A 20,161-nucleotide genomic window follows, 5' to 3' on the forward strand; every position below is an offset into this window, starting at 1 on the left:
CCGACCCAAAGGGTCGGGGCATCCGTGCGCGATGGATCAGAAGTCCATGCCACCGGTCGGGTCGGACGGCATGGCCGAGGCCTTCTCCGGCTTGTCCGCGACGACCGCCTCGGTCGTCAGGAACAGGCCCGCGATCGACGCCGCGTTCTGCAGAGCCGAGCGGGTGACCTTGGCAGGGTCGATGATGCCCTGCGCGAACATGTCGCCGTACTCGCCGGTCGCGGCGTTCAGACCGTGGCCGATCGGCAGCTCGGCGACCCTGTTCGCGACGACGCCGGGCTCCATGCCCGCGTTGAGCGCGATCTGCTTGAGCGGGGCCTCGATCGCGACACGCACGATGTTGGCACCGGTCGCCTCGTCGCCCGTGAGCTCGAGAGCGTCGAGGGCCTTCTTGCCGGACTGGATGAGCGCGACGCCACCACCGGCGACGATGCCCTCCTCCACAGCCGCCTTCGCGTTGCGGACGGCGTCCTCGATGCGGTGCTTGCGCTCCTTGAGCTCGACCTCCGTCGCCGCACCCGCCTTGATGACGGCCACGCCGCCGGCGAGCTTGGCGAGGCGCTCCTGGAGCTTCTCGCGGTCGTAGTCGCTGTCGGTGTTCTCGATCTCGCGGCGGATCTGGGTCACGCGACCCTCGATCTGCGCGGGCTCACCGGCACCCTCGACGATGGTGGTCTCGTCCTTGGTGATGATGACCTTGCGCGCCCGGCCCAGCAGGTCGAGGGTCGTGTTCTCGAGCTTGAGACCGACCTCCTCGCTGATGACCTGGCCGCCCGTGAGGATCGCGATGTCCTGCAGCTGCGCCTTGCGGCGGTCGCCGAAGCCGGGAGCCTTGACGGCGACCGACTTGAAGATGCCGCGGATCTTGTTGAGCACGAGAGTCGCGAGCGCCTCGCCCTCGACGTCCTCGGCGATGATGACGAGCTCCTTGCCGTCCTGGATCACCTTGTCGACGACCGGGAGCAGGTCCTTGATGTTCGAGATCTTCGAGTTGGCGATGAGGATGTACGGGTCCTCGAACACCGCCTCCTGGCGGTCGGGGTCCGTGACGAAGTAGGGGTTGATGAAGCCCTTGTCGAAACGCATGCCCTCGGTGAGCTCGAGCTCGGTGCCGAAGGTCTGCGACTCCTCGACGGTGACGACGCCCTCCTTGCCGACCTTGTCGATCGCCTCGGCGATGAGCTCGCCGATCGTGGGGTCAGCAGCCGAGATCGAAGCCGTGGCGGCGATCTCCTCCTTGGAGGTGACCTCCTTGGCGCTCGCCAGCAGCTCGGCGGTGATGGCCGCGACGGCCTTCTCGATGCCCCGCTTGAGCGAGATCGGGTCGGCGCCGGCCGCGACGTTGCGCAGACCCTCGCGCACGAGCGCCTGAGCCAGGACCGTGGCGGTCGTGGTTCCGTCACCGGCCACGTCGTCGGTCTTCTTCGCGACCTCCTTGACCAGCTCTGCGCCGATCTTCTCGTACGGCTCGTCGAGTTCGATCTCCTTGGCGATCGAGACGCCGTCGTTCGTGATCGTGGGGGCGCCCCACTTCTTCTCCAGCACGACGTTGCGGCCGCGCGGTCCCAGGGTCACCTTGACCGCGTCGGCCAGGGTGTTCAGGCCGCGCTCGAGGCCGCGACGGGCCTCCTCATCGAAAGCGATGATCTTTGCCATGTGTGTGTCGTCCCTCCCGGACGGTGGCTTGCGATTTAGCACTCCCAGAACGCGAGTGCTAAACCTCATTCTGGCACTCGACCCCTCCGAGTGCAAGCCAACGCCGGGCTGCACGCCACACGGCGACTCACGGTCCGTCAGGCGACGACGCGCACCGCCTCGGCCTGCGGACCGCGCTGACCGGAGCCCACCGAGAACTCGACCGCCTGCCCCTCCTCGAGCACGCGATAGCCGCTCATCTCGATGTTGGAGTAATGGACGAACACGTCCTGGCCGTCGGGGATGGTGATGAATCCATACCCCTTCTCGGCGTTGAACCACTTCACGGTGCCCTGGGTCATGCGCTTCTCCTTGCTGGCAGAACCCGTTCATCGTATGAGCGCGCGGATGCCGGAATCCGCCGATCCGCGCTTTGTTGACGCGCTCGAACCCAACTGTTCACAGGCCCGAAACAATGGGCGCTACTTCGAGGGACTGGCCTTCGCGCCCGACGTCCGATCGGTGCCGACGACCACCGTCAGCTGCTTCGCCTCCGCGTCGTTCGCGGGCTGGTACGCGGCGCTCTGCGCGACCTGCGCGCCGCCGAGCGCCTGCGCGAGACCGCGGGCGGGGCCCTCGTCTGCCGGGAGCGCGTAGTACACGGTCGTCTTCTCGAACCCGGTGGTGCCGGCATCCCCGGCCTGGACGTTCTCGGGCTTCCAGCCCGCGGCGACCACCTGCTGCTTGACCGACGCGGCGAGCCCGGCCTGTCCGGTGGCGTTGAGCACGAGCACCGTGTACGACGGGTCGATCACGGGGGTCGCTACGGGGGCGGCGACGACCGTCGGCGACGGAGAGGGCCCGAGGCTGATCTTGCCCGAGGCGACGAGCGTGCCGAAGATCCCCGCGCCCACCAGGACGACCGTCGCCACCGCGGCCCACGTGAAGACGAGCCATCCGCTCATGTGCGGGTTCTCCGCCCGGTGCGCCCCTACCCGGCCGGTGTCGTCGGGGAGCGAGTCGAAGCGGTCCCGCGGCTGGCTCGGATTCGGCATCCCATGATGCTAACCGAACGGCCGATGACGACGCGCGGAGGGAGGCCCGTCAGCCCACGCCGCCCACGCGGGCGGCACGGGTGTCGCGCCTCGCATCCCGCAGCCGGCGCAGTCGCTTGACCAGCAGCGGGTCGTGGGCGAGCGCGTCGGCCGACTCGATGAGGCGGCCGAGCAACTGGTAGTACCGCGCCGGTGTCAGGTCCAGCTCGGTGCGGATCGCCTCCTCCTTCGCCCCGCCGTGACGCTGCCAGGAGGCCTCGAAAGCCAGCAGTTCGCGATCCCGGTCGGAGAGGGGCATCCCCACACGGTAGCCGCGGGATGCGCGCACCTCGGTAGCGCGCGCCGCTATCCCCCGACTCGCCACTCGACGAATCCGCCGAGAGGATCGACACCCGCCAGCACATCGCCGTCGAGCGCCAGCGCGAAGGCGTCGGACGGCCAGTCCGTCGGGTCGATGGGCGCGCTCCACCCGTCGTGCAGGGCGGGCGCGTCCAACGTGATCCAGCGACCCGCGGCCCGCGCAGCCGCGATGATCCGGCGGCGGCCGGCGAAGGGGACGTGCGCGAGCACGCCCGGGGTCGTCACGACGAGGGTCGCATCCGCGGGAGCCTGCGCGGCCACCTCGCGGAGGATCTCCGCGGCGTCGCCGGCGATCAGCAGCGGCGGCTCGTTCGCCGCGATGTCGAGGGCATCGCGGATGCGGTCCGCCCTGCCCGCCTCGCCCGGCCAGACGAGCGTCTCCAGCCAGCGGCGGTCGTCGGCATCCCGCGCGTCCAGCGGCGAGAGGTCGATGCCGGCCCGCCACACCACCTCGGGCAGGCGCAGCGCGGGGCGGCCCTCGCCGCGCAGCCGCGATGAGAGGACGACCGTCGCACCGCCCGGCGGCTCGAGGGCGATCACGTCGCCGTCGTCGAGCCGGAAGCTGTACGCATATCGGTCGGGATACAGGCACAGCCCCGCGCTCGCACCGACCTCGAGCAGCGCGATCGGTCCCTCGACCAGCGAGAGCGCCGGCAGCAGCGCGGCGCACCGCAGCGGCTCGTTCGTCTGGACGCTGCGGCGCCGGCACTCGTCGACGACGGCGTCCGCGTGCGCGAGGAGCCAGCCCGGCCACGCGGTCGTGTCGGCCTCGGGCGCGCCGAGCAGGCGCGCGACGGCGAACACGAGCGGCGGCTGGCGCCGAGTGGCCGGGATGCGGGCGAGCACGGCGGCGAGGGCAGGATCGGATGCCACGGCCGCCGCCCAGGCGGCATACAGCGCGGAGCGCCCCGGCGCCTCGTCGCGGGCGAACCGCGCATACCGTTCGGCGACCGCATCCACCTCGCTCATCGTCTCCATTCTCGCGGCAGCGCGCGCGGCGTCGAGCACGCGGCGGGATTCTCGGAACACTCCCCGGCCGGCTCGGGTTGAATGGCTATGGCTGAAGGGATTGCCATGACCTACGACGTGACCAAGTCCGACGCGCAGTGGCGCGAGGAGCTCTCACCTGAGCAGTTCGCGGTGCTGCGCGAGGCGGCGACCGAGCGCCCGTGGACCGGGGAGCTGCTCGACGAGAGCCGCGACGGCTTCTACACCTGCGCCGCCTGCGGCGCCGAGCTCTTCCAGAGCGGGACGAAGTTCGACTCGCACTGCGGGTGGCCGAGCTTCTACGAGTCGGTGCGGCCGGAGGCCGTCGAACTCATCGAGGACCGCACCCACGGGATGACGCGCACCGAGGTGCGCTGCGCGAACTGCGGCTCGCACCTGGGCCACGTGTTCCCCGACGGGTTCGGCACGCCCACCGGCGACCGGTACTGCATGAACTCCCTCGCCCTCGAGTTCACGCCCGAGTCGTGACGCACCCCGCTCCCGCGGCCCGCGTCGGCGCCCCGGCCCTCGACGCGGTGCGGGAGCGTCGTTCGTGGTCCAAGGTGACCGACGACGCGCCCAGCCATGCGCAGCTCGTCGAGTTCGTGGCCGCCGCCGGAAGGGTCGCGGATCACTCGTCGCTCGCCCCGTGGCGGCTCATCGAGCTGCGCGGCGACGACCGCGAGCGCCTCGGCCGTGCGATCAGCACGGCGAACGGAGAGGGCGGCTCCTCTCCCAAGCCGCTGCGCGCGCCGCTGCTCATCGCGGTCGTGGCGAGTTTCCGCAAGAGCGACAAGGTGCCGCGCTGGGAGCAGGAGGCCGTGGCTGCGGGTGTCGCGCACACGCTCAGCCTGCTGCTCGACGAGGCGGGGTGGGGTGTCATCTGGCGCACCGGCCACTACACGCGCGCGAAGGCTGTCGCCGAGGCGCACGGCCTGCGCAAGAGCGAGCGTCTCCTGGGCTGGCTGTACGTCGGCGGCAAGCCCGAGCGGGATCGTCCCGCGCGTCGGACGCCGGTGGATGCCGAGTCCCACCTCTCCCGCATGCCGCGTTGAGGCCGCGCGGCGGCTGACGGCGAGAGCCCGGCCTGGGCGACCGGGCTCTCCCGGCTCAGGAGTCGCCGCCTGCCGTGCCGGTCGTCCCCGCCGTGACATCGAGCAGCCGATAGCGCTGGGCGGCCCGGGCCGGCGCATCCACCGGCACGTCGCCCCGCCGCGCGAGCAGCTGGAGCGTGCGGACCACGATCGACTGCACATCGATCTTGAAGTGCCGGCGAGCGGCGGCGCGCGTGTCCGAGAACCCGAAGCCGTCGGCGCCGAGCGACGCGAAGTCGTTCGGCACGAACTGCCGGATCTGGTCGGGCACCGCGTGCATGTAGTCGCTGACGGCGACGATCGGCCCGTGCGAGCCCGCGAGCCGCTCGGCGACGAACGGCGGGCGCGCGGGCCGCTCCGGGTGGAGGAAGGCCTCCTCCTCGGCCGCGATGCCGTCGCGGCGCAGCTCGGTCCAGGACGTGACCGACCACACGTCGGCATCCACGCCCCACTCCTCGGCGAGGATGCGGCGCGCCTCGATCGCCCACGGGACCGCGACCCCGGAGGCGAGGAGGTGCGCCGCGATGCCGCTTCCGGTGCGGTCGACGATCCGATGGATGCCGCGCACGATGCCTTCCACGTCGACCCCCTCCGGCTCGGCCGGCTGCACGATCGGCTCGTTGTAGAGCGTGAGGTAGTACATGACGTTCGGATCGGGATGCTCGCCCCCGTACATGCGCTCGAGGCCCGAACGCACGATGTGCCCGATCTCGTACCCGTACGCGGGGTCGTAGGTCACCACGGCCGGGTTGGTCGAGGCGAGCAGCGGCGAGTGCCCGTCCGCGTGCTGCAGCCCCTCGCCGGTCAGCGTGGTACGACCCGCCGTCGCACCGATGATGAATCCGCGGGTCATCTGGTCGGCCGCCGCCCAGAACGAGTCGCCGGTGCGCTGGAAGCCGAACATCGAGTAGAAGACGTAGACCGGGATCAGCGGCTCGCCGTGCGTCGCATACGCCGTGCCGGTCGAGGTGAAGGCCGCCACCGAGCCCGCCTCGTTGATGCCCGCGTGCAGGATCTGGCCCGCCGCGCTCTCCTTGTACGCGAGGAGCAGTTCGCGGTCGACGGACGTGTAGTTCTGGCCGTTCGGGTTGTAGATCCGCGCCGTCGGGAAGAACGAGTCCATCCCGAACGTCCGGGCCTCGTCGGGGATGATGGGCACGATCCGCGGGCCGATCCCGTGCGGGTCCCGTGCCCCGTCGCGCATGAGGTCGCGCAGCAGGCGCACGAACGCCATGGTGGTGGCCGCCTGCTGGGTGCCCGAGCCGCGACGCGCCACGTGGTACGCGGCATCCCCCGGCAGCGTCAGCGGGGTGTGCGTCGCGCGTCGCGAGGGCACCGCACCGCCGAGTGCGCGCCGCCGGTCGAGCAAGTAGCGGATCTCCGGCGCATCGGAACCGGGGTGGAAGTACGGCGGCCGGTACGGGTCGGCCTCGAGCTGGGCATCCGTGACCGGGATGCGGAGCAGATCGCGGAACGCCTTGAGGTCGTCGAGCGTCAGCTTCTTCATCTGGTGCGTCGCGTTGCGCGCCTCGAAGTTCGCACCCAGGCCGTAGCCCTTCACCGTCTTGACCAGGACGACGGTCGGCTGTCCTTCGTGCTCGGTCGCCGCCTTGTACGCCGCGTAGACCTTGCGGTAGTCGTGGCCGCCGCGCTTCAGGTTCCAGATCCGCTCATCGCTGTACCCGGCCACGAGCGCGGCGGTCTGCGGCGTGCGGCCGAAGAAGTTCTCCCGGATGAACGCCCCCGATTCGGCCTTGAACGTCTGGTAGTCGCCATCCGGGGTCGCGTTCATGAGGTCGACGAGCGCGCCGTCGCGATCGCGACCGAGCAGGTCGTCCCATTCGCGGCCCCACACGACTTTGATGACGTTCCACCCCGCACCGCGGAAGAACGCCTCGAGCTCCTGCATGATCTTCCCGTTGCCGCGCACCGGCCCGTCGAGACGCTGCAGGTTGCAGTTGATCACGAACGTCAGGTTGTCGAGCCGGTCGTTGGCCGCGAGCTGCAGCAGGCCGCGGCTCTCCGGTTCGTCCATCTCGCCATCGCCGAGGAACGCCCACACGTGCTGGTCGGAGGTGTCTTTGATGCCGCGGTTGTGCAGGTACCGGTTCGTCTGGGCCTGGTGGATCGCGTTCATCGGCCCGATGCCCATCGAGACGGTCGGAAACTCCCAGAACTGCGGCATGAGACGCGGATGCGGGTACGACGAGAGAGCGTGCCCCTCCTTGGACTTCTCCTGGCGGAAGCCGTCCAAGTCCTGCTCGGTCAGCCGGCCCTCGAGGAACGCCCGCGCGTACATGCCGGGCGACGCGTGCCCCTGGAAGAAGACCTGGTCGCCGCCGCCCGGGTGGTCCTTGCCGCGGAAGAAGTGGTTGAACCCGACCTCGTAGAGCGTGGCGGCGCCGGCGAAGGTCGAGATGTGGCCGCCGACGCCGATGTCGGGGCGCTGCGCGCGATGGACCATCACGGCGGCGTTCCACCGCATCCATGCCCGGTACCGGCGCTCGACCTGCTCGTCGCCCGGGAACTCCGGCTCCTGGTCGACCGGGATGGTGTTCACGTAGTCCGTCGTCGTCGCCATGGGCAGTCCGACGCTGCGGGCGCTCGCCCGCTGCATGACGCGGCGCACGATGTACTGCGCGCGCTGCGTCCCGTGGGCGTCGATCAGCTGGTCGAGGGACTCGGTCCACTCCGCGGTCTCGGCGGGGTCGATGTCGGGTCCGTCGACCGTCACGCCCGGCGTCTCGGCGAGGTTCATGGATGCTCCTTCTCGTACGACGCGGGCGGCCGGCAGGCGGCGCCCGACTCGATTCATGCGTCGGGGGCGGCCGCGCGGCCGCCCCCGACGCTCGACATGCTCAGGGCTGCGACCGGCCGTTCTGCTTGTGCGCGGCGGCGCGCGCCGGGCTGATGGTCGGCATCGAGCCCGTGGGGACGATGGTGATCTCCTGCCCGTCCCTGGCGAAGAGCTTGCCGCCGACGTAGTAGTCCCCGTCCTCGAGGGCTTCCAGCTCCTCCTCGCGGACGAGCCGTGGTGGGCCCGCGACGAACACGGACTGGTCCTTCGAGTTTCCCGCGGTGATGTGGTTGAACAGGATGTTCAGAAGGATGGCGACGACGGCCGTCGAGCTGATGCCCGAATGGAAGATGGTCGAGAACCAGTCCGGGAAGTCGTGGTAGAACAGCGGCGCCACGACCGGCAGCAGGCCGACACCGAGGGAGGCCGCCACGATGATGAGGTTCATGTTGTCGCGGTATTCGACCTTGGAGAGGGTGCGGATGCCGCTCGCCGCGACGGTGCCGAACAGGACGATGCCCGCTCCGCCGAGGACCGACATCGGGACGGCCGCGACCACCCGCCCGAGGATCGGCAGCAGGCCGAGGATGACGAGGATCGCACCGCCGGCCGTCACCACGAACCGGCTCTTCACCTTCGTGATCGCGACGAGCCCGACGTTCTGCGCGAACGCGCTCTGCGAGAACGAGTTGAAGACCGGCGAGACGATGCTCGAGAGCATGTCGGCGCGCAGGCCGTTGCCGATGCGGCGCGCGTCGACCTTGGCGCCGACGATCTCACCGACCGCGAGGACGTCGGCGGTGGTCTCGGTCAGGATGACGAGGACGACGATGAACATCGACACGATCGCCGGGAGGCTGAAGGTCGGCAGGCCGAACGCGAACGGGGTCGGAAAGGCGAAGATCGGGCCCGCCCCGACCTTCGAGAAGTCCGCCATGCCGAGCGGAACGGCGATGAGCGTGCCGATCACGATCGAGAGCAGCACGGACAGGCGCGAGATCGCGGCGTTGCCCACCTTGCTCAGCAGCAGCACGATCAGCAGTGTCAGGAACGCCAGCCCGATGTTCGCCATGCTGCCGTAGTCGGGCGCCTTGGCGTTGCCGCCCATCGCCCAGTTCGCGGCGACCGGGATGAGCGAGAGGCCGATCATCGTGATGACCGAGCCCGTCACGACGGGCGGGAAGAACCTGATGATCTTGGAGAAGATCGGGGTGATCAGAAGACCGATGGCCGCGGAGACCATCACCGCGCCGAAGACCGCCTGGATGCCGCCGCCCCCGAGGACGATCGAGACCATCGTCGCGACGCCCGCGAACGAGACGCCCTGGACCAGCGGCAGCTGGGCGCCGAAGAAGGGGATGCCGATCGTCTGCAGCAGCGTCGCGAGACCGCCCACGAACAGGCACGCGGCGATCAGGAGTCCGATCTCGCCCGACGTCATGCCCGCCGCGGCGCCGATGATGAGCGGCGGGGCGATGATGCCCCCGTACATCGTCAGGACGTGCTGGAGCCCGAAGGCGATGGAGGTGCCGATGGGCAGCCTCTCGTCTTCGGGGCGGCGCTCCTTCGGCGCTTTCATCTGTGCCGCTTTCTTGCGCGCAGCCCTCATTGCAGACCTCCTCGTCAGCAGAACGGTGATCCGTTGTTCGGTCATATCGCATGGCGGAAGTTTCTTTCCGTTTCGTGATCTCAGGATGTCGTTTAGGTATACCTTTTGTCAAGAGGTTGATGCAGAGGAGTCCGAATGACACGCGTTGAACCACCCCGCACGGCGGTCGTGACCGGCGCCGGTACAGGCATCGGACGCGCGACGGCGCGGGCGTTCCTCGATGCCGGCTGGGCCGTCGCCTTGGCCGGCCGCACGCTCGGAACGCTGATCGAGGCCGGGGCGCAGCATCCGCTCGCCCTCCCCGTCGTCGCGGACGTGACGGATGCCGACTCCGTGCGCGCCCTGTTCGCCGCCGTCGTCGAGCGCTTCGGGCGGGTCGACGTCGTCTTCAACAACGCCGGTGTCCCCGGACCCGCGGGCGCCGTCGACGAGATCGACCTCGTCGAGTGGGAGCGCACCATGGCGGTCAACGTCACCGGCGCGATGCGGGTGGCCGCCGAGGCGGTGCGCACGATGAAGGCGCAGACGCCGCAGGGAGGCCGCATCCTGAACAACGGCTCGATCGCCGCCCACCGTCCGCGCCCGCGGACGGTCGCGTATGCCGTCTCCAAGCACGCGATGACCGGGCTGACGCGGTCGATCGCGCTCGACGGGCGGCCGTTCGGCATCACGTGCGGACAGATCGACATCGGGAACGCGGCGACCGACCTGCTCGCGGACCTCGGCGAGGGCCGCGGCTTCACGCAGCCCGACGGCATCATCCGTCCCGAGCCCGTGTTCGACGTCGCCGACGCGGCGCGCGCGGTCGTCCTGATGGCCGAGCTGCCACCCGACGCCGTGATCGGATCATTGACGATCACCGCGGCCGGCATGCCCTTCGACGGACGCGGCTGAGCCGGCGCATCGGGTCAGCTCGGGTGCACCCCGAACGCCACCGCGAGCTTCTCGATCTTCTGCGCGCGGCCGAGGCGCGGCAGGTCGCTGCCGTCGCGAACCACGCGGCCGCGGCTCTCGAAGTCGGCGAGGAAGTCGAGCGCCCACGCGACCTCGCTCGGGGTCGGGCTGATGACCTCGTTGATGACGGGCGCCTGCTCCGCCGCGAGGCAGAGCTTGCCGGTCATGCCCATCGAGACCGTGATCGCGGAGTGCTCGCGCAGCGTGGGCATGCTGTTGCCGACGGTCGGCCCGTCGATGGGTCCGGGAAGGCCACCGACGCGGCTCGCGATGACGAGGCGTGCGCGCGGGTACGCCATGGCCTCGGCGTCGGCGCTCATGCCCGTGTCCCGGCGGAAGTCGCCGCTGCCGAACGCGAGGCGGAAGGAGCCGCGCGCCTTGGCGATGTGCGCCGCGTCCTCCATGCCCACCGCGGACTCGATGAGGGCGACGACGGGCACGGTGCCGCCGAGACGGTCGAAGGACGAGGTGACCTGGTCGGGCGTCTCGGTCTTGGCGAGCATGATGCCGAGCAGGGTCGGGATGCCGGCGAGCACGGCGAGGTCGTCGCTCCAGAACGGGCTCGCCACGTCGTTGACGCGGACCCACGCCCGGCCGCCGCCGCGCAGCCAATCGGCGACATCCTGGCGGGCCTGGGGCTTGTTGGAGGGGTCGACCGCGTCCTCGATGTCGAGCACGACGGCATCGGCGCGGGAGGCCGCATTCTCGTCGAACAGGTCGACGCGCGTACCGGGCACGAGCAGCCAGGAGCGGGCGATCGCGGGGTCGACCGGCCGGTGCGCCGCCATCTGCCGTGCCGCGGTGACGAGCGTCCGCCCGTCGTCGGAGCTGTCGAGGCTCTCGGGGCCGCTGCCGTAGGGGTCTGCCGACATCACGCACTTCTTCCGTCTGATGGAATAAGAATTCTGTATACCGGACTACGGTATCACCCGGCGGATTCCGGGAACAGGGCCCGGATCCCGTGGGTCGCGCGTCACCCGCAGGTCGCGCGCATCCATCCCCTCATCGCGCGACCGTCTGCCAGCCTAACGCGGGCACCCGGCGACACGAATCCCTGCACGTCATGCCTGGTATCCGTCGGGACGCCCGACCGTGCCGAGAGGGAGCAGCGGAGGTCAGTGGATGCCGAGAGCGGTCGGTCCGCCCGTGCCGCCCACGACCGGGAACTCGCGGCCGCACCGCACGCACACCCACCCGCCTTCGACGTCGCGGAGCACGGTGTCGTCGTCCGGGCAGCGCGGGTGGACAGCCTCGCCGAGCTGCATGGGGGTGTCGAACATCGCGGGGGCCTCCCTCGGCTTGTGTGGTTCCACTATGCGGGCGGTCGGACGACGGATGCGCCGCATGAGAGCACTCTCACCGAGCGCCGGGACACCGTCTCATCGGGACCTCGGCCGCCGACGCTCTAGACTCGATCCTTGGAGTCCGGATTCCGGGCCTCGCCGACTTGGCGCAATTGGTAGCGCACCGTACTTGTAATACGGGGGTTACGGGTTCGAGTCCCGTAGTCGGCTCTCACGCGGCGTCGACCGAGTCCCGTCGTCGCCTCTAGGGGGTAGCCGTCGGCGTGGGCGTCGGCGTCGGCACCGTCGACTTGTAGTAGCTGTTGCTCGCGATCGTCAGCACGAACTGCGCGAACTCGGCCGGGTCGTCCAGCGCACCCATGTAGGGCGTGCCGTTCACGAGCACGAGCGGCGTGCCGGTGAGGGAGACGCCCTTCGTGCCGGGAACGCCGGACACCGCGCGATCGGTCACGGTCTTGACCCACGCAGCGTAGTCCTCGTTCTGGATGCACGAGCGCACGGTCTTGGGATCGCTGGCCCCGGAGGCGGCCGCGAGGTCAGCGAGCGCCGCATCCGTCAGCCCGTCCGAGTCGGCGGACGGCTGCTTCACCAGCAGCTCGTTGGCGTACGCGAAGAAGGAATCCGGCGAGTGCGTCGCCACGCAGGCCGCGGCGCTCGCGGAGCGCAGGGAGTACTTGGTGCCGTTCGACTTCGCGGTCAGCATCGCGACCGGGTAGTACGTCAGTTTCGCGGCGTCCTCCGTGACCCACTTCTTGAGCTGCTGGACGTTGGCCACCTGGAACTGGCGCGCCCCGACCGAGAGGAAGTCGACGTAGACGCGGATATCGACCGGAGCCGCCGCGGAGGACGACGGCGTCGGCGTGGGCGTCGCCGGATCGGCTGCGGGAGAAGGCGTCGGGGTCGGCGTGGCGCCGGAGCCGACCTGGCCGACGGTGCTCGCGATTCCCGCCACGCTCGTGATGTGGAATCCGTCGTTGCTGAGGTTCTGCGGCTCGGCCTGCGGCTTGGCCGCGGTGGACGCGAACGCCCAGGTCACCGACGCCGCGAGGGCGCCGACGAGGATGACGATGCCGGCGACGATCCATGCGCGCCGCGCGCGGCGTGCGCGCGCCTGCTGGGCCTGGACCTGCTGGGCCTTCTCGCGCACCGCCTCTCGGCGCTGGCTCGAGGGGGTGTTCGAAGAACCGTCGCTCGACATGAAACCTCTTGAGAATGCGGGCGCCGGGGCTGTCCCGGCGAGGGTCGCGCACGGGCAGGCGACCGACGTCGATGCTAGCCAGACAGGCTGAGAAATGCCCAGACGTCGTGTACGAGCAGCCCGCCGGTCGAGGCTCTCAGCCGGGCATGTCATAATGGCGCAACGCCCGACGATGGGCGTGCGGGCAGCGTCCCGCCTCATCCTCACTACGGATCGTCCGGCACGTACCTGCCGGTGAAGGAGAAGAAAATGGCTACGGTCACGTTCGACAACGCAACCCGCCTCTACCCGGGCGGCACCCGTCCCGCGGTCGACAAGATCAGCCTCGAGGTCGGAGACGGCGAGTTCCTCGTCCTCGTCGGCCCCTCGGGCTGCGGCAAGTCCACCACCCTGCGCATGCTCGCCGGCCTCGAAGAGGTCAACTCGGGCCGCATCCTCATCGGCGACCGCGATGTCACGGACATCCCGCCGAAGGACCGCGACATCGCGATGGTGTTCCAGAACTACGCGCTGTACCCGCACATGACCGTCGCCGAGAACATGGGCTTCGCCCTGAAGATCGCCGGCGTGGGCAAGGAGGAGCGCGCCGCGCGCGTCCTCGAGGCCGCCAAGCTCCTCGACCTCGAGCCGTACCTGACCCGCAAGCCGAAGGCGCTCTCGGGTGGTCAGCGTCAGCGCGTCGCCATGGGTCGCGCCATCGTCCGCAACCCGCAGGTGTTCCTCATGGACGAGCCGCTGTCGAACCTCGACGCGAAGCTGCGCGTGCAGACCCGCACCCAGATCGCGTCGCTCACGCGTCGCCTGGGCGTCACCACGGTCTACGTCACCCACGACCAGACCGAGGCGCTCACGATGGGCGACCGCATCGCGGTGCTGAAGGACGGCGTCCTGCAGCAGGTCGGCAACCCGCGCGACCTGTACGCCTCCCCGAAGAACGTCTTCGTCGCCGGCTTCATCGGCTCCCCCGCCATGAACCTCTTCACCACCGACGTCGTCGACGGCGGCGTGAAGTTCGGCCAGTCGGTCGTCGCCGTCGAGCGCGAGACCCTCGCGAACACCGGCTCGCAGGTCACGATCGGCGTCCGCCCCGAGGACATCCAGGTCTCGACCTCGTCGGCCGAAGGCCTCGAGGTCGTCGTCGACCTCGTCGAGGAGCTCGGCGCCGACGGCTACCTGTACGGCCACGCCGACATCAACGGCAAGCGGACGGACATCGTCGCGCGCGTCGACGGCCGCATCCACCCGAACGCGGGTGAGACGGTGAACCTGACGCCGACGCCGCACCACGTCCACCTGTTCGACCTCGAGTCGGGCGAGCGCCTCGGCACGAAGGCCGTCGCCTCCGCGTAACAATCGAACGACACGGCGCGGGCGGGATCGATGCATCCCCCCGCGCCGCGTCGTTTCCCGCCCGCCCCCACGGAGGCCCCATGCCGGACGCCCTGAGCATCACCGCGAGCGCCATCGATCCCGGTCTCCTCGCACTCCCGTGGTCGACGACTCTCGCGGACTGGCCCAAGCGCGACATCGTCTACCTGCCCAAGGGCATCTCACGGCACCTCGTGCGCTTCGCGAACCTGTCCGGCCACGTCGTCGCCATCAAGGAGACGACCGAGGAGATGGCTCGCCGCGAGTACGAGATGCTCGGCAACCTGCACCGCCTCGCGGTCCCGTGCGTCGAGCGGGTCGCGGTGATCGCGGGGAGGACGGATGCCACGGGCGAGCCGTTGCCCGCCGCCCTCGTGACGGCGCACCTGCGCTTCTCGCTCCCCTATCGCGCCCTGTTCACGCAGGTGCTGCGCCCCGATACGGCGACTCGACTCGTCGATGCTCTCGCCGTGCTCCTCGTCCGGCTGCACAACGTCGGGTTCTTCTGGGGCGACGTGTCGCTGTCCAACACGCTCTTCCGGCGGGATGCCGGCGCCTTCGCCGCCTACCTCGTCGACGCCGAGACCGGTGAACTGCACGAGACCGGCCTGACCGCCGGCCAGCGCGCCTACGACCTCGAGATCGCCCGCACCAACATCGCCGGGGAGATCATGGACCTCGAGGCGGGCGGCCGGCTGGAGCGCGGCGTCGACGCGGTCGAGATCGCGGACGGCATCATGTCGGCGTACCACTCGCTGTGGGCCGCTCTCACCGACCAGGAGACATTCGCCGCGAACGAGGCGTGGCGCATCACGGAGCGCGTGCAGCGCCTCAATGATCTGGGCTTCGACATCGGCGAGATGTCGATCCAGGCGACGCCCGACGGCACGAGGGTCTCCATCCAGCCGAAGGTCGTGGATGCGGGCCACCACCAGCGACGCCTCATCCGGCTGACGGGACTCGACGTGGAGGAGAACCAGGCACGGCGGCTGCTGAACGACCTCGACGAGTACCGTGCCCGCGCGGGCCGGCGCGGCGAGGACGAGGAGATGGTCGCGCACGAGTGGCTGAGCCGCGTGTTCGAGCCGATCGTCCGCGCGATCCCCTTCGATCTGCGGGCCAAGCTCGAGCCGGCGGAGGTGTTCCACCAGATGCTCGAACATCGCTGGTACATGTCGCAGGCGCAGGGCCGCTCGGTGCCGCTCGCCGAGGCGCTCACGAGCTACATCGACGAAGTGCTGCGCCACCGGCGAGACGAGGCGACCATCATGGGACCGCCGACGGAGACGGTGACGATCCCCGTCGTCGGCGCCGACCAGCTCGAGGCGGACGCCGACGACGAGGAGGCGATCGACTGGCGCGACCTCGTCTGAGCGCGCCGGTCCGTCGGCCTCAGTAGCCGACGGTGAACCGCTCGCGCCGGTGCGCGCCCTTCTCGATCTCGTCGACGACCGCGATCGCGAAGTCGGCGCCGGAGATGTAGGAGTTGCCCTCGGAGTCCTCGACGACAACGTCGCCTCCGACGCGGTACGAGCCGGTCCGCTCGCCGGGCTCCCATGAGCCGAAGACCTTCGGCGGGTGCACGAGGAACCAGTCGAGGCCCGGCTCCGAGGCCTGCAGCAGCTCGAGGGATGCGATGCCGACCTCGGCCTCGTGCTTGTACTCCTCCGGCACGCCCAGGTCGTACAGGCGCGGGCCGCCGGGCGCGGACAGGCTGCCCATCGCGCCGCCCACGACCCCGAGCCGGGTCGGCGTGCCCGTCAGACGCTCGGCCAGGGCCTGCAGCGCATCCGGCACCGCGTCCGCCATGTCTGCGCGGGGTGCCACGGTCGAGATCACGGCGTCTGCGCCCTCGAGCTGGTCGGCGATGCCGTCGAGATCCAGGATCGATCCCTCGACGTATTCCACGCCGTCGGTCTTCTCCACCGGGGGCTTCCGCGCGATCGAGACCACCTCGTGTCCGCGCGAAGCCGCCTCTGCGGCGATGTGGCCTCCGGCGTATCCGGTGCCTCCAAGGACGATGATGCGGGCCATGGTGTCTCCTCCCGCCGCCGAGGTGGCGGCATCCTCGAGATTCAACGTGCACGCACCCACGGCATTCCGCCTGTTGCGCTCTATGACGAGGACCGTGCCGGGGCGGACAAGCGGCACGTCACGCGCCGCGCACACTCCGCGGGTTCTCGATCTGGTCGACGACCACCCTCTCGAGGTCGACCCCGCTGACGGAGCTCTGCCCAGACGCATCCGTGATGGTCCAGCCGGCTTCCGACGACGTGGGCTCGTCGGGGTCCCAGCCCTCGAACCCTCCGGACGGGTGGATGTGGAACCAGTCCAGCGACCCGCCCGCAGCCTGCAGGTCATCGAGGATGCCGATCGACTCCAGGGCCTCGGGCATGTAGTCGCCGGCGACCGACGGCAGGTCGACGATGCGCTCGCCGGCCGCGGTGACGAGGCTGCTCACGGCGCCCCCGATGACGCCGAAGCGCACACCCTCCGGGAGCGTGGAGACGAGTGCGGCGATGTTCGGACGAACGAGCCCCGCCATGTCTCCACGTGGTGGGACGGCGCACACCACCACATCCACTCCCACGAGCTGCGCGAGCAGGGCGGGGACGTCCGTCAGCGACCCCTCGATGTACATCGCGCCGTGCACGCGCTCCGAGGGGACGCGGCGTGCGATCGAGAGCACGGCGTGCCCGCGGCGCACGGCTTCCGCGACGATCTGGCGTCCGGCGTACCCCGACCCTCCGATGACGGCGATGCGTGCCATGTCCTGCCTTTCGACGTGCGTGTCAGCTCGCCCGCATCGTCGACACCTGGTAGAGCGCGACGGATGCGGCGATGCCGGCGTTGAGCGATTCGGTGGCGGTGGAGATCGGGATCGACACGATCTGGTCGCAGGTCTCGGTGACCAGGCGCGACAGGCCCTTGCCCTCCGAGCCGACGACGATCACGACCGGGCGGTCCGCCAGCTCGAGGCTCGGGAGCGAAACGTCGCCGCCGCCGTCGAGACCGAGGACGAACACGCCCTGCTTCTTGAGCTCCTTGAGCGTCGACGTGAGGTTGGCCGCCATGGCGACGGGGATGCGGGCGGCCGCACCGGCGCTGGTCTTCCAGGCCGCCGAGTTCACGCCTGCGGACCGCCGCTGCGGGATGATGACACCCTGTCCGCCGAAGGCGGCGGTGGATCGGATGATCGCGCCGAGGTTGCGCGGGTCGGTCACACCGTCGAGCGCGACGAGGAGGGGCGTCTCGCCCCTGTCGACGACCTTCTCGAGCAGGTCCTGCGGGTGCGCGTACTCGTACGGCGGCACCTTGAGCGCCACACCCTGGTGCACACCGTCGAAGCCCGCCATCCGATCGAGCTCGGGTCTGGTGACCTCGAGCACCGGGATCTCGCGGTGGGTCGCGATCGACAGCATCTCCTTGACGCGGTCGTCCATCTCCACGCGCTGCGCGACGTAGAGCGCCGTCGCGGGGATGCGTGCGCGCAGCGCCTCGAGCACCGAGTTGCGGCCGGTCACCGTCTCGGTGTCGTCCGCCGCCTTGGAACGGGGCGTGCGGTTGCCGCTGCCGCCCTTCGTTCCCCGAGCGGGTCGCGAGGTGCCGCCCGCTGCGATGTATCGCTCCTGCGCGGCCTTCCGCTTGCCGGCGGGGTGCCAGGCCCGGTCCTCCGCCTTCGGCGTGGGTCCCTTGCCTTCGAGCGCCTTGCGGCCGTTGCCGCCGGTGCCCTTGGTGGCGCCCTTCTTCTTGCTGTTGCCCGCCCCGGGGCGTCCTGGCTTAGCCATCGAACTTCTCCTTCTGGCGGGGCTGCGCCCCGCCGGCTCCGCTTCGCTTCGCACGAACGTCTGCGAGTCCCCAAAGCGTTCCGTCTGCGGTGTCCTCCAGCGCGATGCCCGCCAGCGCGAGAGCATCGCGGACCCGGTCTGCCGCCCCCCAGTCCTTCGAGGCGCGCGCGTCGGCGCGCAGGACGATCATCGTCTGCACCAGAGCGTCGAGAGCGGATGCCTCGGCATCCGACCCTCCCGTCTGCCATTGCTCGTCGGCCGGATCGAGCGCCAGCACGCCGAGCATCGCCGTCACGTCGCGGAAGGCGGCATCCGCCTCGTCACGGTCGCCCGCGTCGAGGGCCGTGTTGCCCGCACGCACCCGCTCATGCACGATCGCGAGCGCCTGCGGCACGTTGAGGTCGTCATCGAGCGCGGCGGCGAAGGCATCCGGCACGGCGGCGACGAACTCGACCTCGTCCGACTCCGCGGTGATCGCCCGGCCCGCGCGTTCGAGGAAGGTGCGGATGCGGGCGAGCGCGGCCTCGGCCTCGTCGAAGGTCGTGGGCGTGATGTCGAGGCTCGACCGGTAGTGCGCGGCGCCGAGGGCGTAGCGCACCACGAGCGGGTCGCGCTCGGCGAGAAGCTCATCGGCGAGGATGAAGTTGAACAGCGACTTCGACATCTTCTGGCTGCCCACCGTCACGAGGCCGTTGTGCACCCAGTAGCGCGCGAATGCGTCGCCCGCTGCGGTCGACTGCGCCAGCTCGTTCTCGTGATGCGGAAAGCGCAGGTCGAGACCACCGCCGTGGATGTCGAACTCGGAACCGAGGTAGCGGCGGCTCATCGCCGAGCACTCGATGTGCCATCCGGGGCGCCCCGCGCCCCACGGCGAGTCCCAGCGGGCCGAATCGGGCTCATCGGGCTTCGCACCCTTCCACAGGGCGAAGTCGCGAGGGTCGCGCTTGCCGCGCGGGTCGGCATCGCCCGCCGGCTCCATCGCATCCACCGACTGGTTCGTGAGCTCGCCGTACTCCGGCCACGATCGTACGTCGAAGTAGACGTCTCCCGAGCCGTCCGGCGCCGCATACGCATGGCCCGCGTCGATGAGACGCGCGATCAGCTGCTGCATCTGGGGGATGGATGCGGTCGCCCGCGGCTCGTACGTCGGAGCGGCGATACCGATCGCGGCATACGCCCGGGAGAACTCGAGCTCCATGCGATACGCGAGCGCCCACCACGGCTCTGCGTCCGTGGCGTTGGCCAGCACCTTGTCGTCGATGTCGGTGACGTTGCGCACGAACGTCACTCGTCGGAAGCGGTACTCGAGCCAGCGTCGCAGCAGGTCGAACCCGAGCGCACCGCGCAGATGCCCGATGTGCGGGCCCGACTGCACCGTCGGCCCGCAGACGTAGACGGTCACGTTCTCCGGATCGAGCGGCACGAAGTCGCGCAGCTCCTGCGCTTTGGTGTCGTAGAGGCGGAGAGTCACCGCACCAGCCTACCGGCGGCCCTCCCCGTGGCCGCCGCTGTTTCCTCGGCCCGGTATCCTCCCGGATGTGACCGAAAGACCGCCGATCGAGATCCGCGTCGACGACCTGTCCGGCGACGACGTCCGCGCACTCGTGGCCTCTCACCTGGACGGCATGCACGCCTCGTCTCCCGCCGAGAGCGTCCACGCGCTCGGCCTCGACGCGCTTCGCGCCCCGGGCGTGACGGTCTGGTCGGCGTGGATCGACGGCGAGCTCGCGGGGCTCGGCGCGATGAAGGCGCTCGATCCCGAGCGGGCAGAGCTGAAGTCGATGCGTGTCGACGACGCCTTCCGCGGGCGCGGTGTCGGCCGCGCGGTGCTGCAGCACATCATGACGGATGCGGCGGCTCGAGGCATCCGTTCCCTGTGGCTGGAGACCGGCACGACGCCGGACTTCGATCCGGCGCGCCGACTGTACGAGAGCGAGGGATTCGCCTACTGCGGACCGTTCGAGGGATATGTCGAGGACCCGTTCTCGGTCTTCATGACCCGCGCCCTCTGA

The 20,161-nt window shown here is 70.2% G+C and carries 20 protein-coding genes and 1 tRNA gene; 7 read left to right on the top strand and 14 right to left on the bottom strand.

Annotated elements, in window-relative coordinates; all coding sequences use genetic code 11:
• Positions 1 to 36: 36 nt before the first annotated feature.
• From groL to SM116_RS13785, 5 genes are all read right to left on the bottom strand, one after another.
• The gene (groL, locus tag SM116_RS13765) at positions 37 to 1,656 is read right to left on the bottom strand and encodes a chaperonin GroEL (protein WP_320941543.1); all 1,620 of its coding nucleotides are present in this window, start codon (positions 1,654 to 1,656) and stop codon (positions 37 to 39) included.
• 137 nt (positions 1,657 to 1,793) lie between these two features.
• Positions 1,794 to 1,997 carry a cold-shock protein gene (locus SM116_RS13770; protein ID WP_320941544.1) on the bottom strand — a complete coding sequence of 68 codons (204 nt, stop codon included), beginning with the start codon at positions 1,995 to 1,997 and terminating at the stop codon, positions 1,794 to 1,796.
• 120 nt (positions 1,998 to 2,117) lie between these two features.
• On the bottom strand, positions 2,118 to 2,690 hold the full coding sequence (locus tag SM116_RS13775) for a LytR C-terminal domain-containing protein (protein ID WP_320941545.1): 573 nt from the start codon (positions 2,688 to 2,690) through the stop codon (positions 2,118 to 2,120).
• Between the two features lie 49 nt (positions 2,691 to 2,739).
• Complete coding sequence (locus tag SM116_RS13780; RefSeq protein ID WP_320941546.1) at positions 2,740 to 2,988, bottom strand: DUF3263 domain-containing protein; 249 nt, start codon at positions 2,986 to 2,988, stop codon at positions 2,740 to 2,742.
• Positions 2,989 to 3,035: 47 nt separating this feature from the next.
• Positions 3,036 to 4,019 carry a DUF2332 domain-containing protein gene (locus SM116_RS13785; protein ID WP_320941547.1) on the bottom strand — a complete coding sequence of 328 codons (984 nt, stop codon included), beginning with the start codon at positions 4,017 to 4,019 and terminating at the stop codon, positions 3,036 to 3,038.
• A gap of 105 nt (positions 4,020 to 4,124) precedes the next feature.
• Here SM116_RS13785 and msrB point away from each other — a divergent pair, with 105 nt between their 5' ends.
• Together msrB and SM116_RS13795 are read left to right on the top strand one after the other, a co-directional pair.
• Complete coding sequence (gene msrB, locus SM116_RS13790) at positions 4,125 to 4,526, top strand: peptide-methionine (R)-S-oxide reductase MsrB (protein ID WP_320941548.1); 402 nt, start codon at positions 4,125 to 4,127, stop codon at positions 4,524 to 4,526.
• A complete protein-coding gene (locus SM116_RS13795; protein WP_320941549.1) occupies positions 4,523 to 5,092 on the top strand; it encodes a nitroreductase family protein in 570 nt (189 codons plus the stop codon). The genes msrB and SM116_RS13795 overlap by 4 nt, the downstream gene beginning before the upstream one ends.
• Before the next feature lie 55 nt (positions 5,093 to 5,147).
• Here the strand turns inward: SM116_RS13795 and aceE are convergent, their stop codons facing one another.
• Together aceE and SM116_RS13805 are read right to left on the bottom strand one after the other, a co-directional pair.
• The gene (gene aceE / locus SM116_RS13800) at positions 5,148 to 7,889 is read right to left on the bottom strand and encodes a pyruvate dehydrogenase (acetyl-transferring), homodimeric type (protein ID WP_320941550.1); all 2,742 of its coding nucleotides are present in this window, start codon (positions 7,887 to 7,889) and stop codon (positions 5,148 to 5,150) included.
• Between the two features lie 100 nt (positions 7,890 to 7,989).
• Positions 7,990 to 9,507, bottom strand: a complete 1,518-nt coding sequence (locus SM116_RS13805; protein ID WP_320941551.1) for a nucleobase:cation symporter-2 family protein — start codon at positions 9,505 to 9,507, stop codon at positions 7,990 to 7,992.
• Positions 9,508 to 9,672: 165 nt separating this feature from the next.
• Here SM116_RS13805 and SM116_RS13810 point away from each other — a divergent pair, with 165 nt between their 5' ends.
• The gene (locus SM116_RS13810; RefSeq protein WP_320941552.1) at positions 9,673 to 10,431 is read left to right on the top strand and encodes an SDR family oxidoreductase; all 759 of its coding nucleotides are present in this window, start codon (positions 9,673 to 9,675) and stop codon (positions 10,429 to 10,431) included.
• A 14-nt stretch (positions 10,432 to 10,445) separates the two neighbouring features.
• On the opposite strand, the gene SM116_RS13815 is transcribed toward SM116_RS13810, so the two are convergent.
• Both SM116_RS13815 and SM116_RS13820 read right to left on the bottom strand, forming a co-directional pair.
• Entirely contained in the window at positions 10,446 to 11,279 is an 834-nt protein-coding gene (locus SM116_RS13815) for an HpcH/HpaI aldolase/citrate lyase family protein (RefSeq protein ID WP_320944183.1), read from the bottom strand.
• A gap of 327 nt (positions 11,280 to 11,606) precedes the next feature.
• Positions 11,607 to 11,771 carry a hypothetical protein gene (locus SM116_RS13820; protein WP_320941553.1) on the bottom strand — a complete coding sequence of 55 codons (165 nt, stop codon included), beginning with the start codon at positions 11,769 to 11,771 and terminating at the stop codon, positions 11,607 to 11,609.
• A gap of 161 nt (positions 11,772 to 11,932) precedes the next feature.
• On the opposite strand from SM116_RS13820, the gene SM116_RS13825 reads away from it, so the two are divergent.
• Positions 11,933 to 12,005: transfer RNA gene (locus SM116_RS13825), tRNA-Thr, on the top strand.
• A 34-nt stretch (positions 12,006 to 12,039) separates the two neighbouring features.
• Here the strand turns inward: SM116_RS13825 and SM116_RS13830 are convergent.
• Positions 12,040 to 12,993 (bottom strand): DsbA family protein, encoded by a 954-nt coding sequence (locus SM116_RS13830; protein WP_320941554.1) that lies wholly within the window; start codon positions 12,991 to 12,993, stop codon positions 12,040 to 12,042.
• 249 nt (positions 12,994 to 13,242) lie between these two features.
• Here SM116_RS13830 and SM116_RS13835 point away from each other — a divergent pair, with 249 nt between their 5' ends.
• Positions 13,243 to 14,343: an ABC transporter ATP-binding protein gene (locus SM116_RS13835; protein WP_320941555.1), complete on the top strand. Its 1,101-nt coding sequence runs from the start codon at positions 13,243 to 13,245 to the stop codon at positions 14,341 to 14,343.
• A gap of 80 nt (positions 14,344 to 14,423) precedes the next feature.
• Positions 14,424 to 15,734 (top strand): DUF4032 domain-containing protein, encoded by a 1,311-nt coding sequence (locus tag SM116_RS13840; protein ID WP_320941556.1) that lies wholly within the window; start codon positions 14,424 to 14,426, stop codon positions 15,732 to 15,734.
• 19 nt (positions 15,735 to 15,753) lie between these two features.
• Here the strand turns inward: SM116_RS13840 and SM116_RS13845 are convergent, their stop codons facing one another.
• The 4 genes from SM116_RS13845 to cysS all read right to left on the bottom strand — a co-directional run bounded on the left by SM116_RS13845 (position 15,754) and on the right by cysS (position 19,620).
• Positions 15,754 to 16,395, bottom strand: a complete 642-nt coding sequence (locus tag SM116_RS13845; RefSeq protein ID WP_320941557.1) for an NAD(P)-dependent oxidoreductase — start codon at positions 16,393 to 16,395, stop codon at positions 15,754 to 15,756.
• Positions 16,396 to 16,513: 118 nt separating this feature from the next.
• A complete protein-coding gene (locus SM116_RS13850) occupies positions 16,514 to 17,131 on the bottom strand; it encodes an NAD(P)H-binding protein (RefSeq protein WP_320941558.1) in 618 nt (205 codons plus the stop codon).
• Between the two features lie 22 nt (positions 17,132 to 17,153).
• Positions 17,154 to 18,149, bottom strand: a complete 996-nt coding sequence (gene rlmB, locus SM116_RS13855; protein WP_320941559.1) for a 23S rRNA (guanosine(2251)-2'-O)-methyltransferase RlmB — start codon at positions 18,147 to 18,149, stop codon at positions 17,154 to 17,156.
• Positions 18,142 to 19,620, bottom strand: coding sequence for a cysteine--tRNA ligase (cysS, locus tag SM116_RS13860; protein ID WP_320941560.1), 1,479 nt, complete (start codon positions 19,618 to 19,620; stop codon positions 18,142 to 18,144). Before cysS ends, rlmB begins: the two co-directional genes overlap by 8 nt.
• Positions 19,621 to 19,687: 67 nt before the next feature.
• On the opposite strand from cysS, the gene SM116_RS13865 reads away from it, so the two are divergent.
• The gene (locus SM116_RS13865) at positions 19,688 to 20,161 is read left to right on the top strand and encodes a GNAT family N-acetyltransferase (RefSeq protein ID WP_320941561.1); all 474 of its coding nucleotides are present in this window, start codon (positions 19,688 to 19,690) and stop codon (positions 20,159 to 20,161) included.

This window comes from Microbacterium rhizosphaerae, from assembly GCF_034120055.1.
In the GTDB taxonomy this organism is placed as follows: domain Bacteria; phylum Actinomycetota; class Actinomycetes; order Actinomycetales; family Microbacteriaceae; genus Microbacterium; species Microbacterium rhizosphaerae.

What these genes read in the sequence shown, in the direction of transcription:
- groL (WP_320941543.1), bottom strand. Translation starts at nt 1,656, where the DNA reads ATGGCAAAGATCATCGCTTTCGATGAGGAGGCCCGTCGCGGCCTCGAG.
- SM116_RS13770 (WP_320941544.1), bottom strand. Translation starts at nt 1,997, where the DNA reads ATGACCCAGGGCACCGTGAAGTGGTTCAACGCCGAGAAGGGGTATGGA.
- SM116_RS13775 (WP_320941545.1), bottom strand. Translation starts at nt 2,690, where the DNA reads ATGCCGAATCCGAGCCAGCCGCGGGACCGCTTCGACTCGCTCCCCGAC.
- SM116_RS13780 (WP_320941546.1), bottom strand. Translation starts at nt 2,988, where the DNA reads ATGCCCCTCTCCGACCGGGATCGCGAACTGCTGGCTTTCGAGGCCTCC.
- SM116_RS13785 (WP_320941547.1), bottom strand. Translation starts at nt 4,019, where the DNA reads ATGAGCGAGGTGGATGCGGTCGCCGAACGGTATGCGCGGTTCGCCCGC.
- msrB (WP_320941548.1), top strand. Translation starts at nt 4,125, where the DNA reads ATGACCTACGACGTGACCAAGTCCGACGCGCAGTGGCGCGAGGAGCTC.
- aceE (WP_320941550.1), bottom strand. Translation starts at nt 7,889, where the DNA reads ATGAACCTCGCCGAGACGCCGGGCGTGACGGTCGACGGACCCGACATC.
- SM116_RS13805 (WP_320941551.1), bottom strand. Translation starts at nt 9,507, where the DNA reads ATGAAAGCGCCGAAGGAGCGCCGCCCCGAAGACGAGAGGCTGCCCATC.
- SM116_RS13810 (WP_320941552.1), top strand. Translation starts at nt 9,673, where the DNA reads ATGACACGCGTTGAACCACCCCGCACGGCGGTCGTGACCGGCGCCGGT.
- SM116_RS13815 (WP_320944183.1), bottom strand. Translation starts at nt 11,279, where the DNA reads ATGGCGGCGCACCGGCCGGTCGACCCCGCGATCGCCCGCTCCTGGCTG.
- SM116_RS13820 (WP_320941553.1), bottom strand. Translation starts at nt 11,771, where the DNA reads ATGTTCGACACCCCCATGCAGCTCGGCGAGGCTGTCCACCCGCGCTGC.
- SM116_RS13830 (WP_320941554.1), bottom strand. Translation starts at nt 12,993, where the DNA reads ATGTCGAGCGACGGTTCTTCGAACACCCCCTCGAGCCAGCGCCGAGAG.
- SM116_RS13835 (WP_320941555.1), top strand. Translation starts at nt 13,243, where the DNA reads ATGGCTACGGTCACGTTCGACAACGCAACCCGCCTCTACCCGGGCGGC.
- SM116_RS13840 (WP_320941556.1), top strand. Translation starts at nt 14,424, where the DNA reads ATGCCGGACGCCCTGAGCATCACCGCGAGCGCCATCGATCCCGGTCTC.
- SM116_RS13845 (WP_320941557.1), bottom strand. Translation starts at nt 16,395, where the DNA reads ATGGCCCGCATCATCGTCCTTGGAGGCACCGGATACGCCGGAGGCCAC.
- SM116_RS13850 (WP_320941558.1), bottom strand. Translation starts at nt 17,131, where the DNA reads ATGGCACGCATCGCCGTCATCGGAGGGTCGGGGTACGCCGGACGCCAG.
- rlmB (WP_320941559.1), bottom strand. Translation starts at nt 18,149, where the DNA reads ATGGCTAAGCCAGGACGCCCCGGGGCGGGCAACAGCAAGAAGAAGGGC.